At 35.0% G+C, this 13,604-nt stretch carries 11 protein-coding genes; 9 read left to right on the forward strand and 2 right to left on the reverse strand.

The annotated features are described in order from the left end of the window. Window positions 1–32: 32 nt before the first annotated feature. The 6 genes from ACODSB_RS22275 (at window position 33) to ACODSB_RS22300 (ending at window position 8,993) form a co-directional block, all read left to right on the forward strand. Entirely contained in the window at window positions 33–1,619 is a 1,587-nt protein-coding gene (locus ACODSB_RS22275; RefSeq protein ID WP_488938641.1) for a glycoside hydrolase, read from the forward strand. A 124-nt stretch (window positions 1,620–1,743) separates the two neighbouring features. Continuing rightward, entirely contained in the window at window positions 1,744–4,164 is a 2,421-nt protein-coding gene (locus tag ACODSB_RS22280; protein ID WP_488938642.1) for a glycoside hydrolase family 2 TIM barrel-domain containing protein, read from the forward strand. Between the two features lie 190 nt (window positions 4,165–4,354). Then, window positions 4,355–5,722: a glycoside hydrolase family 27 protein gene (locus ACODSB_RS22285; RefSeq protein ID WP_488938643.1), complete on the forward strand. Its 1,368-nt coding sequence runs from the start codon at window positions 4,355–4,357 to the stop codon at window positions 5,720–5,722. Next, a complete protein-coding gene (locus ACODSB_RS22290; protein ID WP_488938644.1) occupies window positions 5,722–7,653 on the forward strand; it encodes a glycoside hydrolase family 43 protein in 1,932 nt (643 codons plus the stop codon). Before ACODSB_RS22285 ends, ACODSB_RS22290 begins: the two co-directional genes overlap by 1 nt. A 315-nt stretch (window positions 7,654–7,968) precedes the next feature. Beyond that, on the forward strand, window positions 7,969–8,373 hold the full coding sequence (locus tag ACODSB_RS22295) for a hypothetical protein (RefSeq protein WP_053471963.1): 405 nt from the start codon (window positions 7,969–7,971) through the stop codon (window positions 8,371–8,373). Between the two features lie 230 nt (window positions 8,374–8,603). Further along, window positions 8,604–8,993 (forward strand): helix-turn-helix transcriptional regulator, encoded by a 390-nt coding sequence (locus ACODSB_RS22300; protein WP_053471962.1) that lies wholly within the window; start codon window positions 8,604–8,606, stop codon window positions 8,991–8,993. A 49-nt stretch (window positions 8,994–9,042) separates the two neighbouring features. Here ACODSB_RS22300 and ACODSB_RS22305 read toward each other — a convergent pair whose 3' ends face one another. After that, the gene (locus tag ACODSB_RS22305) at window positions 9,043–9,375 is read right to left on the reverse strand and encodes a YegP family protein (protein WP_056199036.1); all 333 of its coding nucleotides are present in this window, start codon (window positions 9,373–9,375) and stop codon (window positions 9,043–9,045) included. A 169-nt stretch (window positions 9,376–9,544) separates the two neighbouring features. Here ACODSB_RS22305 and ACODSB_RS22310 point away from each other — a divergent pair, with 169 nt between their 5' ends. The 3 genes from ACODSB_RS22310 (at window position 9,545) to ACODSB_RS22320 (ending at window position 11,879) form a co-directional block, all read left to right on the forward strand. After that, window positions 9,545–10,030, forward strand: a complete 486-nt coding sequence (locus tag ACODSB_RS22310) for a copper resistance protein NlpE (protein ID WP_488938645.1) — start codon at window positions 9,545–9,547, stop codon at window positions 10,028–10,030. Between the two features lie 129 nt (window positions 10,031–10,159). Beyond that, entirely contained in the window at window positions 10,160–11,296 is a 1,137-nt protein-coding gene (locus tag ACODSB_RS22315) for an XdhC family protein (protein WP_488938646.1), read from the forward strand. Then, on the forward strand, window positions 11,259–11,879 hold the full coding sequence (locus ACODSB_RS22320; protein WP_488938647.1) for a nucleotidyltransferase family protein: 621 nt from the start codon (window positions 11,259–11,261) through the stop codon (window positions 11,877–11,879). Before ACODSB_RS22315 ends, ACODSB_RS22320 begins: the two co-directional genes overlap by 38 nt. Before the next feature lie 152 nt (window positions 11,880–12,031). On the opposite strand, the gene ACODSB_RS22325 is transcribed toward ACODSB_RS22320, so the two are convergent. Then, a complete protein-coding gene (locus tag ACODSB_RS22325; protein ID WP_488938648.1) occupies window positions 12,032–13,183 on the reverse strand; it encodes a cysteine desulfurase family protein in 1,152 nt (383 codons plus the stop codon). Between the last annotated feature and the right edge of the window lie 421 nt (window positions 13,184–13,604).

The raw sequence follows: 13,604 nt of genomic DNA on the forward strand, positions 1-13,604 counted from the left end.
ACAAACATTGTGAAAAAATATAGAATTAAAAAATGAGAAAAATATATATCTCGCTTTTATTGATAACAAGTTCGCTGTCATTTGCACAGCGAACCGCTATCATCAGCACAGATAATGTTGTACAAACCATGGACGGTTTTGGAGGTTCTGATGCCTGGAGAACTCAGTTTGTGGGTAAAAATTGGCCGGATCAAAAAAAGAATGCCATCGCCGATTTACTTTTCAGCAAAGAAATTGATGCAGACGGAAATCCAAAAGGAATAGGGCTTTCCATCTGGAGGTTTAACCTTGGTGCCGGAAGTACAGAACAAGGCGAAAACAGTAAGGTTTCTGACGAATGGAGAAGAAGCGAATGTTTCCTAAATGCCGACGGAACTTACGATTTCTCCAAACAAGAAGGACAAAGATGGTTTCTGCAGGCAGCCAAAAAACGCGGTGTCGATAAATTCCTGATTTTTACAAACAGTCCGCCAGTTTCGATGACAAACAACGGATTATCTTTTGCATCCCAAAAGAATAAACTGAATCTAAAAGATGGAGCAATTCCAAAATTTGCCGATTTCTTAGTTCAAAGTATTCAGGGATTAGAGAAAAAAGAAGGAATCAAATTCGATTACATAAGCCCAATAAACGAACCGCAATGGGAATGGATGCCTAATAACGGCGATAAAAACAGTCAGGAAGGAACTCCGGCAACAAACGACGAAATTTATGCTTTGACCAAATCACTTTCTGAAAAACTCAAAGCCAATAAAATGAGTACAGAAATTGTAATTGCCGAAGCCGCCCAAATCAATTATTTATATGAAAATGTAAATGCCGAAAACAGAGATAATCAAATCGATTATTTCTTCGGAAAATCAAAAACGAATATTTCGAAACTCTCCAATGTAAAAAATGTGATTCTCGGACACAGTTATTTTACAACGTGGCCAGTTGAAAAACAAGTTTTAAGCCGAAAGCTAATCGCTGCCAATATCAAACAAAATCCGGGATTAAAATACTGGCAGTCTGAATATTGCATTTTAGAAAATCCGGGAGAAGCAGAAATTCCCGGAGGTTCAGGTGGAGGCAGAGATTTAGGAATGCAGACCGCTTTATTTGTAGCACGTTTAATTCACAATGATATTGCCGTTGCCAACGCCGCTTCATGGCAATGGTGGACATCAATTACCAGAGTTGATTACAAAGATGGTTTGATATACTTAGACGATGGAAAAAGCAACGGAGGAACTGAACCCAATTATGTTAGAAACGACGGAGAATTTCACGATTCAAAACTGCTTTGGGCTTTAGGAAATTATTCGCTTTTCGTTCGTCCCGGAATGCAGAGAATTGATGTTCCAAACCAAAACGAATTAGATGCAGCAAACGACGTAATGTTAACCGCTTATAAAGACGTTCAAAATAAAAAACTAATTGTAGTAGCAGTAAACTGTGGAAAATCTCCCCAAAAATACAAGTTCAATTTATCAAAAGGAACCCTAAAAAACAACGAATTCACACCATACATAACGTCTGAAAATTCAAACTTAAAAAGAACAGCAACTCAGAAAATAAATGATTTAGAAATACCCGCAAGGTCTGTAGTGACATTTGTGGGAGAACTTCAGTATTAGTTTTCAGTCGCAGTTTACAGTCTCAGTTTACGGTCACAGTGAGAAACTGAAAACTGAGACTGCGACTGAAAACTAAAAAAAACTCAGAACCTTAGCATCTCAGCACCTTAGCACCTTTAAAAAAATGTTTACAAAAAAAATCATATTACCCGTACTTCTCTTCTCGTGCATATCGGCATTCAGTCAGATATCATTTGGAGATTCACAGAAAATCAATGACAACTGGAAATTTAATCTTCAGGAAACTCCAGATGCAAAAAATACAAGTTTTGACGACAGCAAATGGCAGTCAGTAAACGTTCCGCATGACTGGAGCGTAAAAGGACAATTGAGCCCAACTTTGGCAAGCTGTACAGGATATTTGCCGGGAGGAATTGCCTGGTACAGAAAATCAGTAACTATTCCGCAGAGCAAAAGCGGCAAAAAAGTTTATTTATACTTTGAAGGCGTTTATAACAGAAGTGAAGTTTTCATCAACGGACATTCGTTAGGAAAACGTCCAAACGGATATATTTCTTTTGCTTATGATGCGACACAATATGTGAAATTTGGAGGAGAAAATACAATTTCTGTTCGAGTAGACCACAGTCAAAGTGCCGATTCAAGATGGTACACAGGCTCAGGAATTTACAGAGACGTTTATTTAGTATACGCAAATCCTGTTCATATTGGGCAATGGGGCGTATACGCTTATCCCGAAGTAAAAAACGGAACAGGAACTTTAAATGTTGAGGTTGATGTAGAAAACGGTTCAGCTTCAAAATCAAGTCTTACTATTGTAAACGAATTGATTTCAAAAGACGGAAAATCGGTTGCAAAATCTTCTTCAAAATTGGAGGTTGCAGCCAATCAAAACGGAAAAATTTCAACAAAATTAAGTGTAAAAAATCCTCAAATATGGGATTTAGAAAACCCGAATTTATATCAACTTAAAACAACCGTTTTAAAAGACGGAAAACAAATCGACCAAACGGTAACGAAAACTGGTTTTAGAACTTTTACATTCGATCCTAATAATGGTTTTGCCTTAAACGGAAAATGGATGAAAATGAAAGGCGTTTGTCTGCATCACGATGCCGGAGTTTTAGGTTCGGCAGTGCCTCGCGAAGTTTGGGAAACCAGATTAAAAACACTTAAAGAAATTGGTGTAAATGCAATCCGTACAAGTCATAATCCGCAAGCTCCGGTTTTTTATGAACTTTGTGATGAATTAGGAATTTTAGTTTTAAACGAAGCGTATGACGAATGGGAATTTCCAAAACGTAAATGGTTAGAAGGCTGGAATTACGGAACTCCGGGATTCGAAGGTTCGTTTGATATTTTTGCCGAATATGCAGAAAAAGATTTAGAAGATTTTGTTCGTCGCGACAGAAATCATTTATCGGTTTTTGGATGGAGTATTGGTAACGAAGTAGATTATCCAAACGATCCCTATTCGCATCCGGTTTTAGATAAAGGAAAAGACGGTTTTGGGCAGGCAGCTTACGGCGGTTACAAAAAAGATGCACCAGATGCTATGCGTCTTGGAGCGATTGCAAAACGTTTAGTTGCAGCCGTAAAAAAATACGATAAATCACGTCCAACAACTGCAGGATTAGCAGGAGTTGCGATGTCTAACGAAACAGAATATCCGGGCGCTTTAGACATTACAGGATACAATTATACAGAAAGCAAATACCAATCAGATCACGAAAAATATCCAAACAGAGTCATTTTCGGAAGTGAAAATGTTCATGATATGGAACCTTGGCTTGCCGTAAAAAACAACAAACATATTTTCGGACAGTTTTTATGGACAGGAATTGATTATTTAGGAGAATCAGGAAGATGGCCTTCAAGAGGATTTTACTCTGGATTAGTTGATTTTGCAGGCGTTATCAAACCAAGAGGATATTTCCGCCAGTCATTATGGTCAGATAAACCAATGGCATATATTGGAACTTATCCGCTAACAAATGAAAAAGACATTTCTAAAGATGCGTGGGCAATTTGGAATTATAAAGACGGAGAAAAAATTCGTGTAGTTTGTTATACCAATGCTGCAAAAGCACGTTTAGAATTAAACGGAAAAGTAGTTGGTGAAACCAAATTATACGACGAGAAAACCGGAATTATTTATTGGGATATTCCTTTTGTTTCAGGAAAATTAGAAGTAATTGGTTTAGATAAAAATGACAAAGAAGTAAGCAGATATGCTATTACAACAACACAGCAGCCAGTTGAATTAACAATTGCCGATAAAAATATCACGATTTCTAAAGACAAAGGCGTTGCCAAAATAATGGTTCAGGTAAAAGATCAAAACGGCTTGCCAGTAATGCTTTCAGATAATGAAGTAACTTGCACGATAAGCGGTCCGGGAACTTTATTAGGACTTGAAGCAGGAAACAACAGCGACATGACAGATTATACAGATAATGTGCAAAGAGTATTTCACGGTCATATTGCGGCTTATATTCAGGCAACAGGAGAAACTCAGCCAATTAAAGTAACCTTTACAAGTCAATGGTTAAAACCAGTTGAGGTTACGATTAATGTAAAATAGAAAAATTAAACACATAGGAACATAGATTTTTGAAAGCCTGAAAAAGGCGTTTGACTTGTTTTAATGCACATAGCTATGTGTTAGAAACTAGTTTCTTTTTATATTCTTTAAAAACATTGAAATCTATGTTTCTATGTGTTTAAAAAAATAATTCATTACATTTAAAATGTGTAATCTACATTTATTTAATATGAAAATAAAAAATAAAATATTGGCATTCGGATTGATTTTAATATCAATTTCTGCCAATTCACAAAACAAACCTTTCCAAAAAAACGAATTCAAACAATGGGCACAAACCCCGCCAATGGGATGGAACAGCTGGGATTGTTACGGACCAACCGTTGAAGAACACGAAGTAAAAGCCAACGCCGATTATATGGCAAAGAACCTAAAGAAATTTGGCTGGGAATATGTTGTGGTAGATATTCGATGGTTTGTAGAAAATGACAAAGCAGGAGGTTATAACCAAACAGATCCACGTTATGTAATCGATCAATACGGAAGATATTTACCGGCTATAAACCGTTTTCCATCAGCAAAAGACGGAAATGGTTTCAAACCTTTAGCCGATTATATCCATAAAAAAGGACTGAAATTCGGAATCCATATCATGCGTGGAATCCCGAAAAAAGCAGTTGAAGACAAACTACCAATAAAAGGTGCAAATGGAATTACGGCAGATCAAATTTACACCACAGCTTTACAATGCGAATGGTTAAAAGACAACTACACAATTGTAGCAGACAAACCGGGAGCGCAGGAATACTACAATTCTATTTTTGAATTGTACGCACAATGGGGTGTAGATTTCATTAAAATTGATGATTTATCAAGACCGTATCATGAGGGTGAAATCAACTTAATTAGAAATGCAATCGACAAATGCGGACGTAAAATTGTTTTAAGTACTTCGCCGGGAGAAACACCAATCGAAGCAGCACCGCACGTAACCACACACGCTAATATGTGGCGAATGGTTGATGATGTTTGGGACACTTGGCCGCACATCACACATTTAATGAACGTGGCGCAAAAATGGTATCCATACATTTCACCGGGAACATGGCCGGATTGCGATATGATTCCGTTGGGACGTATTTCAGTAAGGGGAGAACGCGGCGAAGACAGAATGACTCGTTTAACAAAAGATGAACAATATACGCTGATTACGTTTTTTAATATTTTTAAATCACCGTTGTTTTTTGGCGGAGATTTACCAAGTAACGATGCTTTTACTTTGTCATTATTAACGAATAAAAATGTCGTAAAAATGCATAACGAAAGCACAGCTGTAAAACAGCTTTTCCAGAAAGATGGTAAAATTGCAGTGACTTCAAAAAATGCAAAAGACGGCAGTATTTATCTGGCTTTATTTAATATTTCGGATACTGCTTCACAAAATATTTCGGTAAATCTTTCTGATCTCGGAATTTCAGGTTCGACTGAAATTTTAAATATGTGGACAAACGAAAAATCCAAAACAACATCAACAACAATTGCAGCCGACTTAAAACCGCACAGTTCAGTTTTATATCAATTAAAAAGTAAAAAATAATGAAGAAAGCACATTTTAGTCTTGTATTATTTTTATCGATTTTTAATTTTTTACAAGCCCAGAATACAAAAGGAATTCCGCCCGTAATTGCCGAGAAAGATTTAACAGCCTATTTGTTCGTTTATTTTACAGGAAATTCTGTTGAAGAAGAGGCAGTTCGCTTCGCCGTAAGTGCAGATGGTTATCATTATTATCATCTCAACAATAATAAACCCGTTTTAGACAGTAAAACAATAAGTTCAACTGGAGGAGTTCGTGATCCGCATATTTTAAGAGGCAACGACGGAAAAACTTTTTATATGGTTTTGACCGATATGACTTCTTCAAAAGGCTGGGACAGCAACCGTGCCATGGTTTTGCTAAAAAGTACAGATTTAGTAAACTGGAAAAGCAGCGTAGTAAATATTCAAACCGCTTTTTCAGGAAACGAAAACCTAAAACGAGTTTGGGCTCCGCAGACTATTTATGATGCTAAAGCCGGAAAATATTTAATTTACTTCAGTTTGCAATATGCAGGAGGGCCAGATAAAATTTATTACGCTTACGCGAATAAAGATTTCACAGCTCTGGAAAGCGCACCAAAATTATTATTTGTACCAAAATCAGAAAGAGCTTGCATTGACGGCGATATCATTGAAAAAGACGGCGTTTATCATCTTTTCTATAAAACCGAAACGGAAACGGCAGGAATAAAAGTCGCCACAACAACCGATTTAACTTCGGGAAAATGGACAGAAAATGATAATTATTTACAGCAGACAAAAGACGGAGTTGAAGGTTCGAGTGTTTTCAAACTCAACAATTCAGACGAATATATCCTGATGTATGATGTTTATACAAAAGGAAAATATCAGTTTACTAAAACCAAAGATTTAGAAAACTTTACTGTAATTGATAATGATATTTCGATGGATTTTAATCCGCGTCATGGAACGATTTTACCCATTACCCGTTCTGAATTAAAAAGAATTACAGACAAATGGGGAATGCCTGCAAAATATCCGAAATTAAATAATAACCCGGTTTTAGAAGGTTATTATGCCGATCCGGAAGTTCTGTACTCCAACAAAACAAAAAAATATTATATCTACCCAACAAGCGACGGATTTGACGGCTGGTCTGGAAATTATTTCAAGACTTTTTCTTCAGATAATTTAAAAGACTGGAAAGACGAAGGAATTATTCTCGATCTTAGAAAAGATGTAAGCTGGGCAAACCGAAATGCATGGGCGCCTTGTATTGTAGAGAAAAAAATAAAAGGCAAATACCAGTATTTCTATTATTTCACAGCAGCGCAAAAAATAGGCGTGGCAGTTTCAGATAATCCGAATGGACCTTTTAAAGACAGCAGAAAAGCATTAGTAAACACAAGACCCGAAGGTGTAAAAGGCGGTCAGGAAATTGATCCTGATGTTTTTACAGATCCTAAAACCGGAAAAAGTTATTTGTACTGGGGAAATGGATATATGGCTGTCGCCGAATTGAATCCCGATATGGTTTCTCTTAAAAAAGGAACAACGAAAGTAATTACAGTTGATGACACTTTTCGCGAAGGAACTTATATAATTTACAGAAAAGGAACGTATTATTTCCTTTGGAGCGAAGACGACACCAGAAGCCCAAATTATAAAGTGAGATACGGAACTTCAAAATCGCCTTTAGGACCAATTGAAATTCCGAAAAATAATATAGTGATTCAGGGAAAACCGGACGTTGGAATTCACGCAACCGGACATAATTCGGTTTTACAAATTCCAAATAAAGACGAATGGTATCTCGTTTACCATAGATTTTCTTATCCAACCGGAATTAAAATGGGAGACGCAGGAGGATTTCATCGTGAAGTCTGCATCGATAAATTAGAGTTTAATCCGGACGGAAGTATAAAAGAAGTAATTCCAACTCATGCCGGAGTCGACGGTTTAAAATAAATTTGTAACTTTATCCTTTCTAAAAAGCCATTCCTCACAAAGGAGTGGCTTTTTTTGTGCATTAGTTATATAAGTAAAACGCCATATTGAATTTTTAAATCATAAGGTAAAATTTATAATTAGATTTAATTACAACCTCTGGTTATATTCTATAAGCTGACTTGTAAGAAAAAAAAGCTGATTATGCGTAATATTGCGAAATGATGTGCTGTTTACCACTGCAGCATTTTCAAATGTATTCATTTAAGCCGAAAACAATTTTTTAGAAAACTTTCTCACCAGGTTTTCTTTAAAGAGATTTAATTATTTATCATTATGTTCATTTCCCTCACTCATGATCAGGTACAATTTCAGTACGGATCAAAACAATGGCAGTACAATTTTAATGAAATTGTAGAACTTGGACTGCTCAAAAAAAAGAAAACCTATCTTTTTGAAAACGGCGCTTTTACAGCCGTAACTGTTTTAGCCTATTACTGCATGATTTTCACCAATGTAATGGAGCTGTATTATTTAATTCCAACTTTATTGTGCTATTCTTTTTTGATTATTATGAGATTTAATAATAAATCAGAATTTGACTATTTTGTGATTGTAAAAGACATTTACAAAAAAGAAACTAAAGTAAAAATAAGCGCTTTAGACCGGCCAATAATTGGAAAACAAATCGACCAGTATTTAAATTTCGAATTCGAACGGATTTTAAAAACAACAAACTAATATAGCAATGAACCAACTATTAACGGAGATTTCCAGTTACGATCTGGCTTTTATAGTTATTGCTCTCGTATATGGTTTCATAATTATAATTAGAAAAAAATAAACAAATCCTGTTTCACCGACCTACAGAAACAGCATTTGTAATTACTTCAAAAAAATAAAGCTGCAATACCCCCTAAGTTCAGTTGCGGCTGTTTAAGTTACAAACGCCCTCCCTCCAAATCAAACTTATGGCAACTTCAATAAAAAACAAAATAAAAAGCATTAGAGAGTTAAAAAATTACACTCAGGAATATATGGCAGATCAACTTGGTGTCACTCAGGCAGGTTATAGTAAAATAGAAAAAGGAAGAACAATATTATCCTATGTTAAATTAGTAGAAATAGCACGGATTTTAGAAGTAAGTGTTGAAGATATTATAAGTTTTGACAGTCAGAGATATTTCAACAACTATAATACCGTAAAAGGAAACAGTAACAACGGAAGCATATTAATTAATTCCAGTAATGATGAAGCACTAAAAGAACTCTATGAAGATAAAATAAAACTTCTCGAAAAACTTTTAAACAAAACAGAAGAAGAACTGGACCGCTATAAAATGAAGTTTGGTCACATATAAACTAAAAACGAGGCTTTAGAGCCTCGTTTTTTTTAAATATTTTTTGGAATTATGCAGTCTGATCATCTGTATCTGCGTCAGGAGCGTTCTTTTTTACTGACTCGATTCCGTTTTCTCTCGCAGAAGTACTTTCATACATTTCACTTGCCCCAATATTTTGTCCGTTGCTTGCTTTTAGGTTAAAATAGGGTTTGCCATTACTAGACTCTTTTCTGTCATAACGATTATCGTCCTGAGAGTTTGTTTTAACAGATTCAATTCCGTTTAAGGCCGCTGCTTTTGTCGAATAACCTTCGCTGGTCAAAATGGTCTGGCCGTTACCAGCTTTTAAATTGAATTGAAATTCACCATTGGTTCTTTTAGTAATTACAAATTTTCCCATGTAGTTTTTTATTTAAGTTAACTAAAATATTTTGCTATTGATAAAAATACAAAACTTCATAATACAAATGCTATTGCAAGAAAAAATAATCATTTATAATTTGTTAAGTTAATTAGTTTTTTACATAGGAAAATTCGGTAAATTTGAAATAATATTAAAATTAAAGAATATGAAAAATGTATTTATTTTGCTAATAACTGCAATTCAGTTTTTATCTTGCAACAGCAAGAAAAATGAGGAAAAAACGAATACTTCAGTATCAGATTCAACAAGTACAAAGATCGAAAAGAGCACAGCCGAAAATGTTTTGGTTTACGAAGGACTATTGCCTTGTGCAGATTGCAGCGGTATTCAAACCGTTCTTAAAATTTATCAGGGAAACGGAACAATGGAAGGGCAAAAGTTTGAATTATCAAGTATTTATAAAGGAAAATCGCCTGAAAAAGAGTTTGTTGAAAAAGGAAATTTTAATACAGAACGAGGTTTAGAAAACGATCCCGACGGAACCATTTTTGTTTTGAATTGGGATAAACCCGCCGAAAAACAATCGTATTATGGTTATTTGAGTTCAGACACAAAAAAGATCTATATGCTGGACCGCGACAGAAAAATAATAAAATCAAAACTGAATTATTCTTTAGATCTAAAAAAATAAATCAAGCCGATTTTTATTCAGAATATTATAAACTTAAATAGCTTTACTGCCTTTAAGTTTATAATATTTTTTATTTTTAGAGAATGAAAGATCATCAACACAAATTTCTGTTGATGGGCATTTATTTTTATGAAAGAAATCAGCGAAATTCTTAAAGCATACACAGAAGCAAAATCGGCCGGAAAAAAAACAGCTCTCGCAACAGTCGTTAAAGTTGAAGGATCATCGTATCGCCAGCCGGGAGCCCGTATGCTTGTTACAGAAGATGGAGAGTTAACAGGTGCCATAAGCGGCGGTTGTCTGGAAGGCGATGCATTACGAAAAGCATTGCTGTCCATTCATCAAAAACAAAATAAACTTATTACTTATAATACGAATAATGAAGATGATATTGAAGTAGGTTTACAACTTGGCTGCAACGGAATTGTTCATATTCTTTTTGAATATATTGATGAAGAAGCATCAAAAAATCCCATACAACTTTTACAACAATTAGAATTAGAAAGAAAAGAAGCCGTAGTGGTGACTGTTTTCTCTCTAAAAAGAAATGCTATTCAGCCAGGAACAACACTTTTTTACAGAGAAGAAAATCAAATTCTGTCTCATAATGATGAGGTTCTAGATTTAATTTCAGATGTAAAAGAAGTCCTGAAAACCAAAACATCAATTGTAAAAATACTTCAGACAGAAAGCGAAAACGAAGCTTTAATAGAATATATAAATCCGCCAATTTCATTTGTAATTGCAGGAGCAGGAAACGATGTTCAGCCTTTGGTTAAAATGGCATCCATTTTAGGCTGGAAAATTACTGTTAGAGATGGACGCGCGACACATGCAATAGAAAAACGTTTTCCAAAAGCAGACAAAGTAAATGCAGTAAAACCAGAAGAATTTCTGGAAAATATTACCATAGATAATCAAACGTATTTCGTTTTGATGACGCACAATTACAAATACGATTTAGCAGTTTTAAAATTACTTTTAAAAACAGACTGCCAGTATATTGGAATCCTCGGTCCAAAAACAAAATTAAACCGAATGCTGGACGATCTTCAAAATGAAGGTATTAATGTATGCGAAGAACAATTAGAACGCATTTACAGTCCGGTTGGTTTAGATATTGGAGCAGAAACATCCGAAGAAATAGCCCTTTCAATTGTATCTGAAATTAAAGCTTTTTCGGCAGGAAAAACCGGAACTTCCTTAAAATATAAAGTAGGTAAAATTCATGACGAAATTCATTATGAAAGATCAATTTCAAAATAAAACAGCTATTATAATTTTGGCAGCAGGCAATTCTTCAAGATTAGGAAGACCAAAACAGCTATTAGCATATAAAGAATCAACACTTTTAAAAAATACGATTTCTGAAGCTCTAAAAGTGCCCAATTCATTTACAATAGTAGTAACTGGCGCCAATCATAATGAAGTTGAAAAAGAACTTAATACAACAGAAATAAACATTTGTTTTAATCCCGAATGGGAAAACGGAATGTCATCGTCAATTGTAAAAGGATTAAATGAATTATTGCTTTTAAATCCCGATTGCGAAGAATGTATTTTTGCCGTTTGCGATCAGCCTTTTGTCACCAATTTAGTTTTTGAAAATTTAATCAGCGAATATCACAAAACCAAAAAAGGAATTATTGCTTCGGCTTATTCCGAAACCTTAGGAACTCCGGTTTTATTCCATAAAAAATACTTTAATGAATTACTTGAATTGAGCGGTCAGGAAGGAGCAAAAAAAATCATTAAAAAGTATTTAGAAGATGCAGTTTCAGTTCCTTTTGTAAAAGGTAATATTGATATTGATACGGAAGAAGATTACAGCAAGTTAATTTCTGAGTAACTACATGTTTTAATCTAGCAAAGTTTTTTTGCCCGCAGATTTTACAGATTAAAACAGGTTTAAGCAGATTTATTTTTTCAATCTGAAATTATTTAATCTGCGCTTATCAGTATAAATCCGCAAAATCTGCGGGCAAAAAAAAACTTAGTGTCTTAGTGCCTTAGTGGCAAAACCAATTGCCGAGCCAAGCTCAAAACCCGCTCAACAGCAATATCAATTTCTTCCGAAGTAGTAAATCTTCCCAAACTAAACCGAATCGAACTCAAAGCCTCTTCATCAGATAATCCCATAGCTTTTAAAACATGCGAAGGTTCAGACGTAACCGCCGAACAAGAAGCCCCATTCGAAACCGAAATATTCCCCAAAGCCATAATAAGCTTTTCCGAATTCACACCTGGAAAACAAATATTTGAAGTATTATAAATTCGGTTTTGAATATTTCCATTTACAAAAGAACCTTCAAATTGTAGTAGATTCTTTTCTAGTTTATTACGTAATATTTCTATTCTGTTTTTATCTGTTTCTAATTCATTTACAGCTATTTCAGCAGCTTTACCTAAACCGATAATTCCGGGTACGTTAAGCGTTCCGCTGCGTAATTTTCGCTGATGTCCGCCACCAAAAATCTGAGGAAGTAATTTTAGTTTGGCTTTCGCCGAAATATACAAAGCACCAACACCTTTTGGTCCATAAAATTTATGTGCCGACAAAGTCAAAAGATTAATTCCAAGAGCTTTTACGTCAATTGAAATTCTTCCGACTGCCTGAGTTGCATCACACAAAAATAACACATTTTTACTTTTTAGAATCGCAGAAATTTCGCTGACATTTTTTTGTATGACACCTGTTTCATTATTAGAAAGCATTCCTATGAAAACCAGGGTTTTATCTGTAATAATTTCATTTAAAAGATTAAGATCTAAAATCCCTTCACGATTAACAGGTAAGTAACTGACTTCAAAGCCAATGCTTTCCATAAAACGACAAGTTTCAAGAACTGCTTTATGCTCAGTTTGAATAGTAACAATATGTTTTCGATCCTGATCAACCAAACCTTTTATCGCCAGATTTATAGCTTCTGTAGCACCCGAAGTAAAAATAATTTCATCAGCATCGGCATTAATCAAATCAGCAGTTTGCCAGGCAGCATTTTCGACAGCTTCGTTTACCGATAATCCTGCAATATGCTGACTTGTAGAATTGGCATAAAAATCAGTAAAATACGGAAGCATAGCTTTTAAAACCCGTTCATCAACACGGGTTGTAGCATTATTGTCGAGGTAAATATGTTGTTGATGTGGCATAATTAAAAGCTTAATCTTGTAAAAATACAATTTTCAATGTAAATAATAAATCTGTTTCTGTGTCTGGTTTTTTTTAACGCAAAGCGCGCAAAGTTTTTATCGCAAAGTGCGCAAAGTTTTTTTTAAGTTAATTATCTAGATAATTGCAAAGTTCGCAAAGCTTTATCAATTCCAGCTTTGCGAACTTTGTCTTCGCTTAACATAAAGTGAGATAAAAAATCTTTGCGCGCTTTGCGTTAAAAAACACCCGCCGAATATCAATTCCAGCTTTGCGAACTTTGCCTTCGCTCAACACAATGTGAGATAAAAAACCTTAGCGTTCTTTGCGTTAAAAAAAACACCCCAATATTCAAATCCCAGCTTTGCGAACTTTGCCTTCGCTCAACACAATGTGAGATAAAAAACCTTTGCGCACTTTGCG

Source organism: Flavobacterium sp. FG68 (assembly GCF_057808895.1).

Excerpts from the sequence above, each read along its gene's own strand:
- ACODSB_RS22300 (WP_053471962.1), top strand. The coding sequence starts at position 8,604 with ATGGCAACTTCAATAAAAAACAAAATAAAAAGCATTAGAGAGTTAAAA.
- ACODSB_RS22295 (WP_053471963.1), top strand. The coding sequence starts at position 7,969 with ATGTTCATTTCCCTCACTCATGATCAGGTACAATTTCAGTACGGATCA.
- ACODSB_RS22320 (WP_488938647.1), top strand. The coding sequence starts at position 11,259 with ATGACGAAATTCATTATGAAAGATCAATTTCAAAATAAAACAGCTATT.
- ACODSB_RS22325 (WP_488938648.1), bottom strand. The coding sequence starts at position 13,183 with ATGCCACATCAACAACATATTTACCTCGACAATAATGCTACAACCCGT.
- ACODSB_RS22305 (WP_056199036.1), bottom strand. The coding sequence starts at position 9,375 with ATGGGAAAATTTGTAATTACTAAAAGAACCAATGGTGAATTTCAATTC.
- ACODSB_RS22285 (WP_488938643.1), top strand. The coding sequence starts at position 4,355 with ATGAAAATAAAAAATAAAATATTGGCATTCGGATTGATTTTAATATCA.
- ACODSB_RS22275 (WP_488938641.1), top strand. The coding sequence starts at position 33 with ATGAGAAAAATATATATCTCGCTTTTATTGATAACAAGTTCGCTGTCA.
- ACODSB_RS22290 (WP_488938644.1), top strand. The coding sequence starts at position 5,722 with ATGAAGAAAGCACATTTTAGTCTTGTATTATTTTTATCGATTTTTAAT.
- ACODSB_RS22310 (WP_488938645.1), top strand. The coding sequence starts at position 9,545 with ATGAAAAATGTATTTATTTTGCTAATAACTGCAATTCAGTTTTTATCT.
- ACODSB_RS22315 (WP_488938646.1), top strand. The coding sequence starts at position 10,160 with ATGAAAGAAATCAGCGAAATTCTTAAAGCATACACAGAAGCAAAATCG.
- ACODSB_RS22280 (WP_488938642.1), top strand. The coding sequence starts at position 1,744 with ATGTTTACAAAAAAAATCATATTACCCGTACTTCTCTTCTCGTGCATA.